Origin of the sequence: Helicobacter sp. 16-1353 (assembly GCF_003288815.1) — a bacterium.
In the GTDB taxonomy this organism is placed as follows: domain Bacteria; phylum Campylobacterota; class Campylobacteria; order Campylobacterales; family Helicobacteraceae; genus NHYM01.
Map to the genome: position 1 here is coordinate 34,312 of NZ_NHYM01000010.1, position 19,820 is coordinate 54,131.

The window sequence follows — 19,820 nt, forward strand, 5'->3', positions numbered from 1 at the left end:
TATGGTAGATTTTTGTATAATTGCAATAAATATAAATAAAAGGCGATTAAGTTGGATTCTTATGAATATGGCGAATTATTAAAAAACCTACAAGTCAAATGCCAAAATATCGCACAAATAATCAAAGTTGATACACTAAAACAAGAGCTTGATGAGATTTTAAAACTAGAGAATGAGCCTAGTTTTTGGAATGATAATAAAAAAGTAGCAGAAATTGGAAAACAAAAAAGTAAGATTACTAGAATACTTAATATCTACCAAAACGTATTAGATTCCATAAATGACGCTAGTGAACTTTATAATTTAGCTTTGAGTGAAGAAGATAATGAGATGTTGGATAATCTTTTTAGCGAGGCTTTGGAATTAGAGCGGGATATTAAAAAAATAGAAATTGAGGTAATGCTTAGCGGTGAGAATGACAATACAAATGCTATTGTTACTATACAACCCGGAGCAGGTGGAACAGAATCTCAAGATTGGGGAAGTATACTATATCGAATGTATCTTAGATGGTGTGAAAGAAAGGGTTTTAAGGTGGAATTGCTAGATTATCAAGATGGCGAGGAAGCTGGGATTAAAGGTGTGGCATTTATCATCAAAGGTGAGAATGCCTATGGATACGCAAAGGTTGAAAGTGGGGTTCATAGATTGGTTAGAATCTCGCCATTTGATGCAAATGCCAAACGACACACGAGCTTTGCAAGCGTTCAAGTAAGCCCCGAAGTGAATGATGATATTGATATAGTGATTGATGAAAAAGATATTAGGATTGATACATATCGTTCAAGTGGAGCGGGGGGACAGCATGTAAATAAAACAGAATCTGCCATTAGAATCACACATTTACCAAGTGGCATTGTAGTCCAATGTCAAAATGACCGCTCCCAGCATAAAAATAAAGCCACAGCTTTTAAAATGCTAAAATCAAAACTCTATGATTTAGAGCTTAAAAAACAAAATAATATAGTTGATGAAAAAAGTGAAATTGGCTGGGGACATCAAATACGAAGCTATGTTTTAGCTCCATATCAACAAGTTAAAGATTTGCGGAGTAATATTGCATATAGCAATGTAGATGCAATTTTAGATGGTGATATTGATAGCATTATAGAAGGTGTTTTAATCTCAGGCAAATAATATTTTATTTAATTTATCTAATGAGATTCTAAAAAATGATAAAAGTTAAAGGAGGGGGGGGCTTAAAGCCATTATAATAACATTGTGTAAGAAAGTGAAATTTCTCTAAAATTTCACATCACCTATTGTAGCACGAGGGGTTATTCTATTTGAATCACTTGGATTTAAGAATCTCATTACATAAAATAGCATTAGTTTTACTAGAAGCAAAAGAATTGATAGTAGAATCCTAAAATTAGATTAATATCTAAAACTAAATTTTTAATATTTATTTAATAATTTTATAAGATTTTTCCCATAAGCTAAGATTCCCACAATCAAAATCATTTAAGATTCTAGCCATCTTTATCTAGAATCTCTAAATGTATTTCAATAAACTATCGTTTTAAAGAAAAACTAGAATCTTTTAAGATATTTAAGAATTATTTGAAGTTTATATTAAGGGACTAATCCCTTAATATAAGAATCTCTAAAATTTCACAGCACCTGTTGTAGCAAGTGGGATTATTCTATTGCTTCCGCTTGGATAGGAAAGATTTAATTGCTTGCAGAATGTCCCGCCACTTCCGCCTCCACCTGTTACACCACTCATTTGATTTGGGTCGAATATTAGATTACCTGTGCTTGTGTCTAATTGAATAATTGTCCCGCAGTTTCCTTTTGAGTGTGTTCCACTGCCTGTTGTTTTTACATTGCCAATAGGAGCAATTCCCGGTTTTCCGCTTGTTCCGCTGGTTTGTGCCATCCATCTAGCTCTATCCAATCCGCCCGTATCAATCATCCACTCTCCCCAAGATAAAAATCCTGTTGGAGTAGAAGTTGTTGGGTCAAGATTCTCAGCGAAAACCCTAGCTGGGATTGCTTTTAGAGTAGTGGCTATATCGCTTCTAGCCATAGCTACTTGTGCATCTGTTCTGGTGGTTACAAATCTAGGAATGGCAACTGCGGCTAAAACTCCTAAAATAACAATAACAAAAACTAATTCAATCATAGAGAAAGCTTCTCTTTTCATACTTAAACCTTAATATTTAATTCTTTATGATTCTTTATGGAATCTTAAAGTAAACGAATTATAAACTTTTTTTTTTTTAATTTTCACTTAAAGGTAGTATTGTTGATTGGCTATTTAGATTTTTTAAATTTTGTTATTAATATTTTTTTACCAAGCTCTACGCCGGGCTGGTCATATGCGTTTATATCTAGTATTTTTCCTACACAAGATGTTAGTATTTCATAATACATAATCAATGCCCCGATACTTTTTTCATTTAGTTTTTTAATCTCAATGTGGTCGGTTGGGATACCTTCTTTTTGTATGACTTCCATTGTTGATATTTGCTGTTGTTGCAAAAGTAGGGCGAAAGATTCACCATTTACGAAATTACAAGAATCTAGAAATTTTAATCTAATATTTGGAATCTTGGGATTTATATAACTTTTTTGCTCTAAACTTAAAAATGTTATTGTTTTATCCATAACGCCTTGCACTATTAATTGTAAAAAAGAATGTTGGTCTATACTTCCAATAAGAGCGATAGGTGTGAGACCTGTTTTTTTGCCGAAACTATTTAGTTTGCCTAAGCTCTCCCCCCAAAGTTGCACATACCAAGCATTGAAATCCTTAAAAACACTAGAATATGAAAATAATATATTAATGTGAAATTTTTCGCGATTATTACTAAGAAATATTGCTTTTCTTAATAAATGTTCCTCTTTTCGCTGAAAAAATCTTGTAGAAAATTTTCTAGCTCCTAGAAGTAGATTTTCTACATCATATCCAAGTATCATCAATGGCAGAATCCCAATTGTGCTTAAAACCGAATATCTACCACCGATATTTTTATTAATTGTTAATGTAGCTATATGTTTTAGATTGCCAAATTTATGCAATGGAGAATTTATATCTGTTATAAAACATAAATGCTGTTTATTTTTATCATTTTTTAATAAATCATATCGCTTAAGCACATATTTCATTAATGATAATGTTTCAATAGTTGTTCCAGATTTTGATATAACGATAAAAAGTGAATTATTTAACCTTACCTTTTTTAATGATTTTTCTATTTTTATAGGGTCTGTATGCTCTAAAAATTTTAGATTAATATTCTTTCTATAAGGCAAATGTGAAAGCATCGTATCAATAGCTTTTAGTCCAAGTGAGCTTCCACCAATTCCTATGATGATTAGATTATCTATATTTTGTGTTAGATGTATATTTTCCCTTATATATTTTTTAGAATCTAATATGGCTTTTTTTTCATATGGTAAATTGTGGAATCCGCTAATTTTAGAATCTCGTTCTTCACATATTGCTTTAAAAAGTGTTTCTAATGCTTCTTTATTGATACTATTTTCAGGCAATACAATTTTACTAGATGAAGATTTTGTGAAATATTCTTTAAATTTTAACATTTAATTATTCAATACATACATACTAAGGTCTATTAATCTATGACTATATCCAACCTCATTATCATACCAAGCTAAAACCTTAATATTTGTATCATCAACTACTATGGTTTTATCTGGGATAAGAATAGCACTATATGTTGACCCAATGAAATCACTAGAAACCCTTTTTTCTAAATCATTTAGAATAATGCCTTTCATATAGCTATTTTCTGCTTCTAAAAATGCTTGATTTATGGATTCTATAGTTACTTTTTTACTTAATTTTGCACTTAAATCAACAAGACTTACATCAGGGGTTGGGACACGAATAGCAACACCATTTAATTTTCCATTTAACTCAGGTATGACTAATCCTATTGATTTTGCTGCTCCTGTGCTAGTTGGTATGATATTTATTGCTGCGGCTCTAGCTCTCCTTATATCCTTATGTTTTACATCTAAGATATTTTGGTCATTTGTGTAGCTATGTATGGTAGTCATAAGCCCAGATTCTACTCCAAATTCTTTATGTAAAACCTTTATTATAGGTGCTAAACAATTTGTTGTGCAAGATGCATTTGATACGATATTTTCACCTTTATAAGAGCTATGATTCACACCATAAACATACATTGGCACATTATCAGCAGGAGCAGAGATTACAACTTTTTTAATATTATCTCTTAAATGCACTTTTGATGATTCAAATGAATTGAATTTCCCTGTGCATTCGATAACGCAAGTTGCACCATATTTTGAAAAATCTAATTCTCTTGCATCTCTATTGCTTAGAATTTTTATATGCTTACTATTGCCAATAGAGATAGTTTCTTCGTCGATTTTTTTGACATCAAAGCTACCATCAATACTATTATAATTTTTATGCACAGAATCATATTTTAATAAATGCACTAAAGTATCAATACTAGCAGTTGTATTGATAGCAGCTAGTTCCACATCATTTCTTTGTCCTATGAGTCTAGCAGTGCAAAGTCCAATTCTACCTGTTCCATTGATTGCTAACATTATTATTCCCCTTACTTAAGATTTGTTTAAGCTAGATTCTAAAAATATAATAATATATGAAACTAGCTTAATAAAATATTTTGCTTAAATTAGATTAATATTTGTTAAATTTAGGGGTTTTTCTTTGAATTTTATTGTAAATATGTCGAAATTTAGGCATAAAAGTATTGTAAATTCTTAAAATAATACTATAATTGCGTCGTTCATATAAAACTAAATCTAAATAAGGAGATGATTGTGAACAAAGCTGAATTTATAGAAGAAGTCAAAAAAGTTGGTGGTTATGAAACCAAAAAAGAGGCTGAAAGAGCAATTAGTGCGTTTTCTGATGCGGTTAGAAAAGTTTTAGTTAAAAAAGATACTGTTGAGCTAGTTGGTTTTGGTAAATTCGAAACTGCAGTTCAAAAAGCAAAAACTGGAAAAGTTCCGGGAAGTAACAAAACTTACAAAACTGCTGATAAAATGGTTCCTAAATTTAAACCGGGCAAAGCATTGAAAGATGAAGTTGCTAAAATGAAAGTTAGCAAAAAATAGTTTTTACTAGACTTTGCAATTATTTTTTAAACCTCAAATTAAGTTCAAAAAGCTTATTTTGAGGTTTTTTTATTTGTCCCTATAGCTCAGCAGGATAGAGCATACGATTCCTAATCGTAAGGTCATTGGTTCGAATCCAATTGGGGACGCCACTACTAATCTTTCATAATCTTATAAAATTATTTTCAAACCTTAATCTTTAAATATTTATTAATGCTTATTAATGCCTAGAAAATGTTAAAATACAAGCTTATATTTATTGCTAGGAGTTTTATATGAGGCTTGTTGATGATTTTAAAAAAAATGGGGATTTTTTATTTCGATATAGGAGTTATTTACCATTAATATTAGTGCCATTTCTTATACTTACTTTATTTACTTTTGGCTCTCCACTCTACCACATAAATATCAATATGGGGGGGGGTAGATTGATTACTTATGATGTGGGTTATAATAATGCATTGATAATTATTTCTTTAATTGTTGGGCTTTTAGGGCAGGGGATTAGAATCTTAGTTGCTGGATTTGCTCCTAAAGATACAAGTGGGAGAAATACAAAGGAGCAGAAAGCCGCACAATTAAATACAAAAGGACTTTATTCAATATGCAGGAATCCTCTCTATCTTGGGAATTTTTTGATGATGCTTAGTCCAGTTATTTTGGTTGGAAATTGGCTTTTTATATTGAGTTTTATTCTAGCATTTTGGCTTTATTATGAGCGAATTATTTATAGTGAAGAATCCTTTTTGAGTGAAAAATTTGGAGATTCTTATATAGAGTGGTGCAAATCTACTCCTTGTTTTATACCATCTTTTAAGAATTACCAAAAATCCACTATGGAATTCTCTTTTAAATCAATGATTAAGAGAGAATATCACTCATTATTTGGTTTGGCTTCATCGCTGTTTGTCGTGCATTATTTAATTATTATTATCTTATTTCAATTTGATGTGCTTATACCTAGTTATATATTAAGTGCATTTTTTATAATTTGCTTGATTATTTATTTAATTTGTTTGTTTTTGAGTAAAAAGACAAATGTCCTATTTGTTAGTAATAGATAATTTCAAAGATTTTAAGTAAAAAATAGTAGAATTTACAATTTTAAGATTATTTTTAAGGGGGCTAATGATGTCAAAAAGTATAGAATTTATGAAAAATGTTAAATGTTTAAGAGATGTTGATATTAGAGATAAAAGAATTTTAATTAGAGTAGATTTTAATGTCCCAATGGATGCGGATTTTAATATTTCGGACGATACGAGAATGCGAGAGGCGATACCAACTATAAATTATTGCATTGATAATGGTGCAAAGCATATCATTTTAGTTAGTCATTTGGGGCGTCCAAAGGGAAAAGACCCAAAATATTCACTAAAGCATATTATAAAGCGTTTAGAGCGATTGCTAGATAAATCTGTGGTTTTCACCGAGCGGATTGATAGTGTGCCTAGCATTATTGCGACCCTAGAGACAAAATCTGTAATTCTATTAGAAAATATCCGCTACTATGAGGGCGAGGAGAAAAATGATGATTTTCTATCCAAGCAATTAGCCGACATTTGCGATATTTTCATAAATGATGCATTTGGGACAAGCCATAGAAAGCATTCATCAACTTATGGAATCGCTAAATTTGCCAAAGAAAAGGTCGCTGGATTGCTCTTAAAAAAAGAAATAGATTCCTTTGCAAAAGCATTAGCAAATCCAATTAAGCCCGTGCTTTTAATCGTGGGTGGCTCTAAGGTAAGCTCAAAACTTGCACTACTCGATAATATCCTTGATGTGGTGGATAAAATCATCATCGGTGGAGCGATGAGTAATACTTTCTTAAAAGCAGTTGGTTATGATACGCAGAAATCGTTCATAGAAGAGCATTTATTAGAAGAAGCTAGGAGAATCTTACGCCACGCAAAAGAAAAAAATGTAAAGATATATTTACCTGTTGATGTGGTTTCCACAGATAATATAAAAGAGCATAAAAATATCAAAATCACTCCAAGCCAAGATATTCCAGAGGATTATATGGCAGTTGATGTTGGACCTGCTAGTATTAAGCTTTTTGGTGAAGTTATTCGTGATAGTCAAACGATAATTTGGAATGGACCAATTGGAATCTATGAAATTGGGCAGTTTTCTAGAGGAACTTTTAATATTGCACATTATATCGCTGATACATACGCATTTAGTTTAATCGGTGGGGGCGATACGGCAGATGCGGTGGATAAGGCTGGAGAGATTGATAATATGAGCTTTATTTCTACTGGCGGTGGTGCGTCGTTGGAATTATTAGAAGGTAAGATTCTAAGTGCGTTTGAGGTTTTAGATAAAAAATAGGTTAAATAGATGATAAATATATTTGTAAAGCAAAACTCTCTTGTAAGAAAAGAAATTTATAAGGATAATGATGATATTTCTATCAAATCTATTCTTTGGCTTGATTTGCTTAATCCCACAATCGCTGAAATATCTTATATTTCTCAAACCTATGATATAGAGATTCCCACCAAAGAAGAGCGAGAAGAAATTGAGAGTAGTGCGAGATATTGGGAAGATAAGGATTCTATTACGATAAATACTCATTTTTTGATTAAACTTGGTGAGGAAAGTCTAAAAGATGAAACTATTACATTTTTATTACATAAGAATATATTATTTACCATTAGATATAGTGAATTTAAGATTTTTGATGAGATAGAGAAACGAGTTCTAGCAAGTCCAAGAAATTTTGAAGATGGATTTGATTTGATTTCTAAGATTTTTGAAGTTCGGGTTGAAAAAGATGCCGATATGATTGAGAATTTTGCTAGAGATATTCGCTCACTTCGAAAGGGCGTATTTGAGAATATTTATGATTATGATGAGGTTTTGGGTGGGTTGTCGAATCTCCAAGAGATAAATACAAGGCTTAGGGATTCTCTATTTGATAAAAGACGAGCTCTCACGGCACTTTTAAATAGCAATAAAGTCGATTTTGATGTAAAAACTAATATTACAATTATTGTTAAGGATTTAAACTCATTGATTGATTTTTGCGTGGCGAATATGAATGCTTTGGATAATATCCACGCACTTTTTGCTTCGCAAATCAATATCGAACAAAATAAAACAATAAAGATTTTCACAGTTGTTACAGTGGCTATGATGCCTCCTACGCTAATTGGCACGATTTATGGTATGAATTTTACACATATGCCGGAATTAGATTTTACATATAGTTATCCCATTGTTTTATTGGTTATGATTATTTCGACTATTATTCCTATATTGTATTTTAAGAAAAAAGGTTGGTTGTAATTTTTTTGATATTTGAGGAGATTTAGAATATGGATATTATTGCTTCTTTAACAGATTTTAGTTGGCTTAGCTCCCCTAATGCTTGGGCATCGCTTATTACTCTTACCTTATTGGAGATTGTGCTTGGGATTGATAATATTATTTTTATTGCAATCTTAGTTACAAGGCTTCCAGTATCTCAAAGAGATAGAGCTAGGGTTTTGGGATTAGGTTTTGCGATGATAACTAGAATCTTATTGCTTATCTCCATTTTTTGGATTATGAAGCTCGTAGAGCCACTTTTTAGCATTTTTGGAATGGAGTTTTCGGGTAAAGATTTGATTTTAATTGGTGGTGGATTATTTCTAATATGGAAAAGCACACACGAGATTCACTCTCAAATGAATGATGAAAACGATGAAGATAGTATGCTAAAAAAGGTTGGTAAAGTTGGATTTTTTGGCATATTAATACAAATTGCTATTTTAGATATTGTGTTTTCATTAGATTCTGTGATAACTGCAGTGGGAATGGCAGAACATTTATTGATTATGATTTTAGCTGTGATTATCGCAGTATTGATTATGATGTTTGCTTCTAAATATATCGCAAGATTTGTTGATGAGAATCCTACTATAAAGATTTTGGCATTGGCATTTTTGATACTTGTTGGCGTTACGCTTATCGCTGAGGGCTTGGATTTTCATATATCAAAAGGATATATTTATTTTGCTATGGCATTTTCTCTAGGTGTGGAATCCATAAATATATATATTAGTAAGAAAAACAGAAAACAAAAATAGTTGTTAATAATAATGCTTATTTTTTAATAAAATATGTAGTAGAATTTTAGCTTAATTTTGATTTTATAAAGGGAATAATATGCAAAGAAGAAAATTTATTAAATTCGCAAGTATTGGGAGTATAGCAGCAGCTGGGCTTATAGCTGGTTGCAAAAATGATAAAACTAATGAGCATTCTAATACAAATGCAGTTTCTACCAAAAAAGCCACAATAAAAATAAAATTAGCTATGACTTGGTCAATCACAATGCCAATTTTAGCTGATACGGTGAAACATTATAAAGAAATAGTAGAAACAATAAGCAATGGAGCAATTGAAATTGAGATTTTCCCAGCGGGTAAATTAGTTCCAGCTCTGGGCGTATTTGATGCGGTGAGTGCGGGACAAATTGATGCTTATCATTCTGCACCTTATTATTGGGAAGGAAAAAATTCAGCTTTTAATATGTTTTCTGGGATTCCCTTTGGAATGATAGATTCCGAGATGAATGCGTGGTATATGTTTGGCGATGGAATGGACTTGTGGCGAGAAGTCGCAGCGAAATATAATCTCTATCCAATGTTAGGCGGTGCTACAAGCATACAAATGGCTGGTTGGTATAAGAAAGAGATGAACTCTGTGAGCGATTTTAATGGGCTTCAAATTAGAATGGTTGGTGTTGCTGCGGCAGTTTTAAGAAAGCTTGGTGCGGCTACTAAGATAACTCCGGGTGCTGAAATAGTCCCTGCATTGGAAAGAGGTAATTTGGATGCTGCTGAGTGGGTTTCTCCTGCATTTGATAAAGATTTGGGAATCCATAAGGTTGCAAAATATTATTATACGCCTTGGCAAGAAGCGGGTTCAATCACAGAATTTGTTTTCAATAAAGCAAAATTTGAGAGTTATCCAAAAGAAGTTCGTGATATTTTAGAATTTGCAAGTATAGAATCTCATACTTTTATGACATCTTTAGGGCAGTATAAAAATGCAAAAGCATTAGAGGATTTAATAAAAGAAGGAACAATAGTAAAAACATTTTCAAATGATATTATAGCTGCTTTCAAAAAAGCGTTAAAAGAAGTTTTAGATGAAGAAAGTAGCAAAAATAAGGATTTTGAGAAAGTTTTAAAAAGTTATCAAAACTCACAAAAAGAACAAGCAAAATGGACAGATTCTAGCCTAAAGGCATATTTAGATATACGATGAATATAGTCTTTGGTCCCATTATATCAAGAAGATTTGGAATCTCGCTTGGAGTGGATTTATCACCTTATAAAAAGCAATGCAATTTTGATTGTGTTTATTGTGAATTATCCTATGCTAGGCGAGTTTCAAGCTTTGAGCAGATTCTACCATTAAGCGATTTACTTAAAGCCACAAAAGATGCATTAAACATTCACAAAAATATCAACTACCTAACTATCACTGCAAATGGTGAGCCTACACTCTATCCATATTTAGAGGAATTTATAAACGAAATTAAGCCATTTATCCCAAAAAATGCAAAAAGCCTTATTCTAAGTAATGGTTCGCTTTTTGGAGAATCTAAGATTCAGCGAGCATTAGGGCATTTTGATGTGGTAAAATTTAGTTTAGATTCTGGGGAATCTAAGAGTTTTAAGAAAGTAGACCGCCCACTTAAGAATCTAAGCTTAGAATCTATTAAAAAAGGCATAGAAAGCTATGCGAAGATTCGCCAAAATATGCTTATTTGCGAGGTTTTAATCGTAAAAGATATAAATGATAATGAATATTCCATACTTCCATTAGTTGAGTTTTTAAAAGAAATAAAGGTAGATAGAATCGACCTAAGCACGATTGATAGACCGCCGGCATATAATGTCAAAGCATTATCTTATATGCAATTGCAAGAGATTAGTAAGCTATTCAAAGGCTTATTTGTAAGTCTCCCACAAAGAAAGCAAATGGATAATATGGAATTACTTAGTTTATCTAAAGATGAGATTTTAGATTTACTTAAAAAGCGTCCAATTGATATAAAAGAAATATATAATATACTCGATGAAAGCAGTGTGGCACTAGTGAAAGAGATGTTAGGAGAGAAAAAAATTAGTATAAAAACTATGGGCTTAATTGATTTTTATACACTTTAAATTATAATTCATAAAACTTTTTATAAAGGGATTTAAGATGGGTTTATTTGACAAAATATTTGGTAAGAAAGAAGAAGAGATAGTAGAGCCTAAGAAAAAATATGAAGGTAATTTTTTCAATATTTCTAGGTCTGGCAGTGTAGATGATGTAAGATTGGCTATTAAAGAAGGTGCGAATATTTTTGATAAAAATGACGAGTGGTGCACCCCCTTGATGTTTGCTGCGGAAGAAAATAACGACCCAGAAGTAATAAAAGAAATATTAAAAGCTGGGGCGATTTTAGAGTTTAAAACGAAAGGTGGAGCAACTCCGCTAATGGGGGCAGCACAGAAAAACCCAAATCCAGAAGTTTTACAAGCTCTAATAGACGCAGGAGCAGATGTAAATAAGGTAAATGATATAGGATTTACGCCACTTATTTATGCTGCGACTTTTAATAATAACCCAGAATTTATAAGAAGATTGGTTAAAGCTGGTGCAGATATTAACTATGCGAATAAATTAGGATATTCTGCTTTTATCTATGCTGCATTGAATAATAAAAATGTGGAGATTTTGAAAACTTTGCTTGAGTTAGGTGCTAATCCAAATCAAAGAGATGTAAATGGATTACGAGCTATCGAGCATTTAGAAAAAGAAGCAAATTATAAAGATAATGAGATTTATAAATTTATTCATTCATTGTATTCGTAAGCCCTGAATAACTATAAAATAACGAGATTAAATATTGACTTTAATTTCGTTTTGAATTATAATTTTACTTTTTATTCCGGATTAGCTCAGCGGTAGAGTAGGTGGCTGTTAACCACTTGGTCGTAGGTTCGAATCCTACATCCGGAGCCACTACATTATTTGCGGAGCCACTACATTATTTGTGGAGTTATTCGCAGATTTATTTCACTTTATTTTAGATTCTAATATTTTGCTACATTTTTCTACTAGATTCCACATAATTAAAATACTAATAATTCTACTTATATTTTGTTTGGTTATAATAATACTTTTAAAATGATTTATGGGATTTACAATGAAAGAATTTATAGTTGCTATTGTTGGTGCTAGCGGTGCTGTTGGCGAAGAGATTATTAGTATTTTAGAAGAGCAGAATTTTCCTATCAAAAAGCTTATTCCATTAGCTAGTAAAAGAAGTGTAGGTAAGGAAATAATATTTAAAGGAGATAGGATTCCTATACAGGAAACTACTCATACAATATTTAAAGATGAAAATATAGAAATTGCATTTTTTTCTGCAGGTGGTAGTGTAAGTAGTGAGTTTGTTCCTAGTGCTACAGATTCTGGGGCTTTAGTGATTGATAATACAAGTCATTTTAGAATGCATGAAAATGTCCCACTTGTCGTTCCTGAAGTAAATCCAGATGATATAAAACTATGGAAAAATAGCGGAATAATAGCAAATCCAAATTGCTCTACCATACAAATGGTTCAAGTTCTCTCTCCTTTGCATAAACAATTTAATATAAAAAGAGTTGATGTAAGCACTTATCAAGCAGTTAGTGGTGCAGGGAAAAAAGGAATGGAATCGCTTATAAACGAAACAAAAGATTTTATAAATGGAGATGAAAAAGCAAAGATTGGTGTATTCCCGCATAAAATCGCATTTAATCTTATCCCGCAAATTGATATTTTTTTAGATAATAGCTATACAAAAGAAGAAATGAAAATGATAAAAGAGACATCTAAGATTATGCATTCTAATTTTGAGATAAGTGCCACTTGCGTTCGTGTGCCTGTCCTTAGAAGTCATAGTGAAGCCATTAGTATAAGATTTGATAAAAAAGTTTCCCCAAATGAGATTCGGGAAGTTCTAAATAATGCAGAAAACATCATAGTTATTGATGATATAAATCATAGCAAATATCCTATGCCCTCACTTGCGACAATGAGCGATAATACTTTTGTAGGCAGAATAAGAAGTGATTATTTTGATAAGAATACTATTCATCTTTTTTGTGTGGCTGACCAAATTCGAGTAGGGGCTGCGACAAATGCAGTTCGCATAGCTAAAAAGTGGCTAGATATAGGACTAAAATAATTTTTGTTATTAATTCGTTAATTAAAATTTATTCTTTATTTACTTTATATTAACATTGTATTATTATTTAAAAATTGCCGATTATAAGGTATTATTTTAATATAAATTATGCTAGACTACTAGTCTAGTAATTTTATTTATAATTTGGATTAAATATTTAAGGATGGAGTTTTGATATTAAGTTTTAATAATCAAAAAGTTAAGATTCTAGTCTTATTTTTGTTTTTTTTATCTTTAAATACTTTAAAAGCATCTGGATTTAAGATAAATGAGCAAAGCTTAAAATCTATAGCCTTAAGTTCAGCTTATGTTGCGGCGGCTTATGGGGCAGATTCTAGCTATTTCAATCCTGCAAATATGGGCTTTTTAGATGGAGTTAGAGAGGATAGACACGATTTAGAAATCGCCCTAACGGCAATCTATATCCCCGGCTTTAAGTTTAGCACAGATACCACTAAAAAAAGTTTGGGTGATGGCTCGATAAATTGGGGTTTAACTTCAGAAACTACTATGCATGTTCCGCTAAATGATACGATTATGAATCTTGCCACTGCTGTTGGTGTAAATCTAAATTCCTTAAAAGACCCGATAATAATGGAGCACGGAGGCACAGGCAATACAAACCAACACGGGACTTTAGGCTATGTGCAAGAGGGTGCGGTAGTGCCGGGCTCTGCTGATACGACCATTTTCCCTGTGCCAAAGATTTTTTATAAAAGCAAAAGTTTTCTAAATGCTGGAGGCGGTGGATTTAATGTCGGTGTAGCATTTACAGCTCCCAGCGGACTTGCAATGACTTGGAATGGCGAGGCAGGGGCATTCCTAAAAGATGTTATGATTGCTATGGTAGAGCTTTCTCCGGCGATTAGCTATCAATTCCGTGAAATTATTGGTATTGGTATAAGCCCTAGAATCCTTTATGGAATGGGAAATTTTAATAATACCGTGTATGTGCCATTAAATGGAAATGTTTTGACGAACTTACAAGGCTATGATGAGATTCCAGAAGATATGATTCCAGCAGCTATGCAGGAGTTAATTTATGCAGTGAATACAACTACCGGACTTGCGGGGTTTGCAGGGCTTTTTGTAGGTGGCGGGGCACACTACAATAATACCTTGCGTTATCAAATGCCGACTTTATTTTCCCCTGAAGCGTGGTTTGGTATGCCTTCGGTTGATTATTTAGGCGACCCTCACAATGTAAAAGCGTATAATGCAAAAGTAGCAGAGGTAAATGCCACAATTAAGGCAAATTGGAGTCATTATCAAAATGAATGGGAAAAAGGAAATTTAGACTGGCGGTATAATGATAAAACTTGCGTTTCTCAAACTGCAATCTGCTTACCAACGGGATTTAATCCTGTGCCAAATCAATCCTATACGACCAAAATCCCTAATGGAGAGCATTCAAGCTATCAAGCATATAAATTCGTAAATGGTGTAAATTACTGCATACAGAATGGCTACTCAACTAGCTGGGGTTATGGCTGTCAACATTTAGGTGATACTATGGCTAAGGCAAAGCGATTAGGGGCGTATGTAAACTGCTACACAGGGACATTCTACGATTTTAATGGCAATTTACAAACTAGTAATCCCGGACCTTGCTCCTACCCATCGCCCACTGAAACAGACGCCGATGGTGCTCCAAGGGGTTATCTTCCGCTAATGGACGCTAAGCAACTAGCCGAAGCCTTTGGAATGGGGAATATGGATATTTCTACGGCTTTACGCGGTTCTACGAAAGTCGACCAAAAAAGTAATGGCACGGATTTAGCTTTTGGCTATAGAGCAGGAGTTACAGTTCGTCCATTGAATTTTAAAAATTATTCGCTTACCATTAGCGGGGTTTTTGACTCTCCTGTTAAATTTAACTTTAAAGGAAAGCTCGATGCCACGACTTACATTGGTGGTAGTATTGGCGATATAAATATGAAAGCTGACTTAAATCTACTAACTCAGCTCCCTGCACAGCTTAAGATTGGTATAGCACAGAGATTCTATCGTCTTACCTTAGAGCTTGTGTATGAGCGTATTTGGTGGGCAGAGGGCAAGAAGTTTGATTTTGCTTTTTCGAATCCTACATTTACCGCACTTGACCCAACTAGTATAATCGCATCTTTTTCAAAAGAACAGATAGAAAGTATGATGAATCTAGCGAATTATGATGCTGTTGCTATGGGGAATGGCTGGAAGAATACTAATGCATATAGAGTTGGTGTGAGTTATAGATTTGATGGAGGGACTGTTATAATGGCTAGTGCCGCATATGATGAAAGCCCCGTCCCACAAGACCAAATTGGCATACCAGATAGCACGGCATATGTATTTGGCGGGGGTATTAATATTCCTATTACGAAAAATCTAAGTTTAGGTGCTTCAGCTACAATATATTTAAAAGATGGCTCAAAAAGCATCTATCAATCCCAAGATGGAATGGGAAAACTTATACTTGCTAATGTTTCAATGGGGTATTCTTGGTAAGGAATTAAAGCCTAAAGGGAATTAAATCGCATAGTTTCCATCTAGCTATGGTAGTTGTGTAATCTATAAATTTTGTATGCAATTTTTAGATATTATTTTATTGCTTTATAGATATATCTTACAAATTCATAGATTCCTAGTTTTTTCAATAATGGCTCGATTATATCTCTTTTATAGGAATAATATGCTTTATAGAGATTTTTTTGGATTCTGGAATCTAGCTCTAGATTCTCCACCATTTGCGGACAAAAATCATCTACCAACTTTTGATTCTGCCATATTTCATCAACCCCACAATGCTCTCCCCTCCCATCAAATCCACGATTAACTGAAAGCGATTTAATTGGATAGAGCGTAAATTGATAGGGTTTATTATTTAGTTGATTTTTAAACATATTGTAGCAATTCATAACATCGCCATATTTTTTGTTTTTTTCTAGCATATCCTTTAGAATTGGTAGCATATGCTTTGAGATACTATTAAAAGCCTTTATTTGTTTTTTATCGCTTAAAAATTCCGCTAGTCCGGGCAAATTATAATCAATTGATTCATATCTATCTTTCCACATCGCAGAGCCCCACGGAGAATACATCTTTCCTAAATACACATCGTAGGGATAATTCTTAGGAATGATTGGCTTGTAGTGCGTGTGAGATGCGATTGAAAATATTCGTTTATCATTTTGATAGAAATCCAATGCTAGATTCATATATTCTAAGAATCTATTTGATAGTAAAATATCATCTTCAAAAACGATGATTTTATTATGCTTTGTAAATATATATTGTATCGCATCACTAACGGAATCAAAACTCCCCTTATTTTTCTCCCAAAAGATTCCCTCCACTTTTTTAAATCCACTAATATTTTTTATAAATGTGCGGATTTGCTCTATTGTGGCTTTGTGGGATTCATCATAGGCGTAATCCGAAACTATATATAGATGTGTATGTTGGCTTAAACAATTATTTTTAAGCGAAATAATGGCATTTTGCAAGGAATCTAATCTATCATATACTGTGATTAATACGGGAGAGAGATTCTCTAGATTGGCTATATTTGCATTATAAAAGCTAGAATCTTCTAGATTATTTTGTATCGCTTTTTTCATACTCAAGCGACTTTTAGGAGATTTGGAAAGGTTTTAGATTCTAGAAAATTTGCTTTATATATTTGTGGTGGAGAAAAGAATTGGCTGTAATGGGTTTTATGAAGCTTTGCAAGAGTGGTTTGATTGGAGGTGGAATCTAGATTCGAAATAGAATCTAGACAATAGACAAATACTAAATATCCGTGTTCCCCCCCCCCTATATTTATAAAGCTATTTTCGCATTTGCCCTTAATTACCTTATTTGCGAACTTGTCATTATATGCATCGTAGGAATTTTGTATTATTTCCCTTATGATTTTTGCTGGGTCTCTATCATTTGTATTTGCGGTAGAGCCGTCCTTAAAGCCCTCTTGTCCTCCGCCCCTTTTCTCAAAAACTAGCCTATTCACACATTCCCCTTTTTGATATTTATAAAATTTCGCAATTATAGCAAAAGCCCAAATATTTATCGCTTTAGATTCCAATGTTAGATTCTTGACTTTGCAAATTCCTCCCAAATCTTCCCAAAATCAAAAAATACAAGTTTTTTGCCAAATGAAAATCAAAAATGCAACTTATAGAAACATACTAAATATTTTATAAAGCAAGATAGTAAGATAGCTTTTAAAGATAATTCCTAGAGTATATAATTTTATTATCTTTTATAAAAATAAAAGAAATTTACAACATAAAGGATAATTATGAAAACCATAACCAAAGAATCTACGCTAAAGAGATTCAAGAAATTCATTACATTTAGGAGTAAATTCTCTTTATTTCTAACTGTAGTAATACTGCTTTGCTATTATGCTTTTATCCTTAGTGTTGGGCTTTTCCCCGATGTTTTGGGATATAGGATAGGACCTAGTAGTGTAACTCTTGGGATTGCTTTGGGGCTACTTTTGATATTCATTTGCATAAGCATTACAGGGCTTTACACATTTGTGGCAAATAAATATTTCGATAGAGACCAAAGGGAGATTTTAGAGGAGATGGAGGATTGCGGAATCCTAAAAAATGGAGTTTTGCAAGATGACAAAATCCAAGATGCAATCCAAAAAGATTAAGGAGGGGATGAATGAAAAAAATATTTTTATTATTATTGCTTGGGTGTAGCCTTGCATTTGGAGCGGCACTCGATGTAGGCGGTGCGGAAAAAGCTCCTTTAAATGTCATTGCTATTGTTATGTTTTTGATTTTTGTGGGATTTACGCTATTTATTACATATTATTCAAGCCACAAGGTCAAAACTTCAAGCGGATTCTACACTGCTGGGGGTAATATCACAGGAATGCAAAATGGAATGGCAATCGCTGGGGACTTTATGAGTGCAGCTAGCTTTTTGGGGATTACTGCGTTAGTGTTTTCAAATGGCTTTGATGGGCTTTTGTATTCCATTGGGTTCTTGGCTGGGTGGCCAGTTATATTATTTTTGATAGCGGAGAAATTTCGTAATCTAGGAAAATTCACCTTTGCAGATATTACCGCTTATAGGTTGAATGCAAAGCCTATTAGGATTCTATCTGCCATTAGTGGATTAAGTGTTATTGTCTTTTATCTAATCGCCCAAATGGTGGGAGCCGGACAGCTTATCGAAGTGCTTTTTGGTCTACCTTACACAGTTGCGGTTATCTTGGTTGGAATCCTAATGATTTGCTATGTAACCTTTGGTGGAATGCACGCTACAACTTGGGTGCAAATCATAAAGGCGATTTTATTGCTTCTTGGGGCGACTTTTATGGCGTTTATGATTTTGTATCTAACAAAATTTGATTTGACTTATTATTTTAATCAAGCAATCGCCCATCACCCAAAAGAAGCTGCGATTATGCAACCGGGCGGATTTGTAAAAGATACAGTTTCGGCAGTATCGCTTGGACTTGCTTTGATGTTTGGGACAGCTGGATTGCCACATATTTTAATGCGATTTTTCACCGTCAAAGACGCAAAAGAGGCACGAAAATCGGTATTTTACGCCACTGGATTCATAGGATATTTTTATATCTTAACTTTTATCATCGGCTTTGGTGCAATCGTGCTTTTACTTGGGAATCCAGAGTTTGTAAACCCTGATGGCACTTTAAAAGGCGGAAGCAATATGGTTGCAATCGTCCTAGCAGAGGCAATCGGCGGGGATTATTTTCTAGGATTTATATCTGCTGTGGCATTTGCTACGATTTTAGCTGTTGTAGCAGGTCTTGCGGTCTCTGGAGCTGGGGCAATAAGCCACGATTTATTTGTAAATGTCTGCAAAGATGGCGTATGCGACCAAAAGCTAGAAATGAAAGTTACAAAAGCCGCAACAATCGGCATAGGAATCTTTGCTATTTTACTTGGAATTGTATTTGAAGAGCAGAATGTGGCTTTCACCGTGGGCTTAGCCTTTGCAATCGCTGCAAGTGTGAATTTCCCAATACTTTTACTTTGCATTTATTGGAAAAATCTAACCACACGAGGTGCGGTTATCGGTGGAACAGTCGGGCTTATAGTCGTGCTTGTAATGGTGATTTTAAGTCCTAGCATTTGGGTTAAGAGCTTTGGTTTTGAAGCGGCGATTTTCCCATATGACCACCCTGCGATTTTTGCAATGCCACTCACTTTTGTTTTGATTTGGCTATTTTCAATCACTGATAATAGTAAGAGGGCAGAAATCGATAAAAGCGGATTTGCCGCACAGGATTTTAGAGCACAAAGTGGAATCGGTGCAAGTAGTGCAGTCGAGCATTGATTTACTTCGCAAACAGGCTTAGCTCCCCTTTAGGGGACTTTGCCTCTGGAGATTTGGGGGAGGGTGAAGTGTAGCTTCGTGTAAAACTTTGCTCCGCTCGTTTTATCTCCGCCTAAAAATCAAGAAGCTAAGGTATGATTTCGCAGTCTGGCAAAACTAGACTTTACGACGAAGAGTTTTACTCCCTAGTCTTACG

General features: G+C 33.4%; 18 protein-coding genes and 2 tRNA genes. 15 read left to right on the plus strand and 5 right to left on the minus strand.

Annotation, left to right across the window (positions count from 1 at the left end; all coding sequences use genetic code 11):
* Positions 1–51: 51 nt before the first annotated feature.
* A complete protein-coding gene (gene prfB, locus CCY99_RS07035) occupies positions 52–1,137 on the plus strand; it encodes a peptide chain release factor 2 (RefSeq protein WP_112060712.1) in 1,086 nt (361 codons plus the stop codon).
* Between the two features lie 469 nt (positions 1,138–1,606).
* On the opposite strand, the gene CCY99_RS07040 is transcribed toward prfB, so the two are convergent.
* The 3 genes from CCY99_RS07040 to gap all read right to left on the minus strand — a co-directional run bounded on the left by CCY99_RS07040 (position 1,607) and on the right by gap (position 4,557).
* Positions 1,607–2,149: a type II secretion system protein gene (locus tag CCY99_RS07040; RefSeq protein WP_112060713.1), complete on the minus strand. Its 543-nt coding sequence runs from the start codon at positions 2,147–2,149 to the stop codon at positions 1,607–1,609.
* Positions 2,150–2,259: 110 nt separating this feature from the next.
* Positions 2,260–3,552, minus strand: a complete 1,293-nt coding sequence (locus CCY99_RS07045; protein WP_112060714.1) for a glucose-6-phosphate isomerase — start codon at positions 3,550–3,552, stop codon at positions 2,260–2,262.
* Positions 3,553–4,557 (minus strand): type I glyceraldehyde-3-phosphate dehydrogenase, encoded by a 1,005-nt coding sequence (gene gap / locus CCY99_RS07050; protein ID WP_112060715.1) that lies wholly within the window; start codon positions 4,555–4,557, stop codon positions 3,553–3,555. It abuts the gene before it with no gap.
* A gap of 237 nt (positions 4,558–4,794) precedes the next feature.
* Between gap and CCY99_RS07055 the strand changes: the two genes are divergently transcribed.
* The 12 genes from CCY99_RS07055 (at position 4,795) to CCY99_RS07110 (ending at position 15,805) form a co-directional block, all read left to right on the plus strand.
* Positions 4,795–5,091, plus strand: coding sequence for an HU family DNA-binding protein (locus tag CCY99_RS07055; RefSeq protein WP_112060716.1), 297 nt, complete (start codon positions 4,795–4,797; stop codon positions 5,089–5,091).
* A gap of 75 nt (positions 5,092–5,166) precedes the next feature.
* Positions 5,167–5,243 (plus strand) — tRNA-Arg (locus CCY99_RS07060).
* A 123-nt stretch (positions 5,244–5,366) separates the two neighbouring features.
* The gene (locus CCY99_RS07065; protein WP_112060717.1) at positions 5,367–6,155 is read left to right on the plus strand and encodes an isoprenylcysteine carboxylmethyltransferase family protein; all 789 of its coding nucleotides are present in this window, start codon (positions 5,367–5,369) and stop codon (positions 6,153–6,155) included.
* A 67-nt stretch (positions 6,156–6,222) separates the two neighbouring features.
* A complete protein-coding gene (locus CCY99_RS07070) occupies positions 6,223–7,428 on the plus strand; it encodes a phosphoglycerate kinase (RefSeq protein WP_112060718.1) in 1,206 nt (401 codons plus the stop codon).
* A 9-nt stretch (positions 7,429–7,437) separates the two neighbouring features.
* Entirely contained in the window at positions 7,438–8,388 is a 951-nt protein-coding gene (corA, locus tag CCY99_RS07075) for a magnesium/cobalt transporter CorA (protein ID WP_112060719.1), read from the plus strand.
* A gap of 29 nt (positions 8,389–8,417) precedes the next feature.
* Positions 8,418–9,170, plus strand: coding sequence for a TerC family protein (locus CCY99_RS07080; RefSeq protein WP_112060720.1), 753 nt, complete (start codon positions 8,418–8,420; stop codon positions 9,168–9,170).
* 79 nt (positions 9,171–9,249) lie between these two features.
* The gene (locus tag CCY99_RS07085) at positions 9,250–10,356 is read left to right on the plus strand and encodes a C4-dicarboxylate ABC transporter (protein WP_112060721.1); all 1,107 of its coding nucleotides are present in this window, start codon (positions 9,250–9,252) and stop codon (positions 10,354–10,356) included.
* Positions 10,353–11,264, plus strand: coding sequence for a radical SAM protein (locus CCY99_RS07090; protein WP_112060722.1), 912 nt, complete (start codon positions 10,353–10,355; stop codon positions 11,262–11,264). The genes CCY99_RS07085 and CCY99_RS07090 overlap by 4 nt, the downstream gene beginning before the upstream one ends.
* A 37-nt stretch (positions 11,265–11,301) precedes the next feature.
* Positions 11,302–11,958, plus strand: a complete 657-nt coding sequence (locus CCY99_RS07095; RefSeq protein ID WP_112060723.1) for an ankyrin repeat domain-containing protein — start codon at positions 11,302–11,304, stop codon at positions 11,956–11,958.
* A 75-nt stretch (positions 11,959–12,033) separates the two neighbouring features.
* A tRNA-Asn gene (locus CCY99_RS07100) sits at positions 12,034–12,108 on the plus strand.
* A 184-nt stretch (positions 12,109–12,292) separates the two neighbouring features.
* Entirely contained in the window at positions 12,293–13,318 is a 1,026-nt protein-coding gene (gene asd / locus CCY99_RS07105; RefSeq protein WP_112060724.1) for an aspartate-semialdehyde dehydrogenase, read from the plus strand.
* Between the two features lie 171 nt (positions 13,319–13,489).
* Positions 13,490–15,805, plus strand: a complete 2,316-nt coding sequence (locus tag CCY99_RS07110) for an outer membrane protein transport protein (protein WP_258443814.1) — start codon at positions 13,490–13,492, stop codon at positions 15,803–15,805.
* A gap of 92 nt (positions 15,806–15,897) precedes the next feature.
* Here the strand turns inward: CCY99_RS07110 and CCY99_RS07115 are convergent, their stop codons facing one another.
* Positions 15,898–16,917: a glycosyltransferase gene (locus CCY99_RS07115; protein ID WP_112060725.1), complete on the minus strand. Its 1,020-nt coding sequence runs from the start codon at positions 16,915–16,917 to the stop codon at positions 15,898–15,900.
* Between the two features lie 2 nt (positions 16,918–16,919).
* The gene (locus CCY99_RS07120; protein ID WP_146744952.1) at positions 16,920–17,306 is read right to left on the minus strand and encodes a hypothetical protein; all 387 of its coding nucleotides are present in this window, start codon (positions 17,304–17,306) and stop codon (positions 16,920–16,922) included.
* Positions 17,307–17,597: 291 nt separating this feature from the next.
* Here CCY99_RS07120 and CCY99_RS07125 point away from each other — a divergent pair, with 291 nt between their 5' ends.
* Together CCY99_RS07125 and CCY99_RS07130 are read left to right on the plus strand one after the other, a co-directional pair.
* Positions 17,598–17,963 carry a DUF485 domain-containing protein gene (locus CCY99_RS07125; RefSeq protein WP_112060727.1) on the plus strand — a complete coding sequence of 122 codons (366 nt, stop codon included), beginning with the start codon at positions 17,598–17,600 and terminating at the stop codon, positions 17,961–17,963.
* An 11-nt stretch (positions 17,964–17,974) separates the two neighbouring features.
* On the plus strand, positions 17,975–19,624 hold the full coding sequence (locus tag CCY99_RS07130; protein WP_112060728.1) for a cation acetate symporter: 1,650 nt from the start codon (positions 17,975–17,977) through the stop codon (positions 19,622–19,624).
* Positions 19,625–19,820 lie beyond the last annotated feature (196 nt).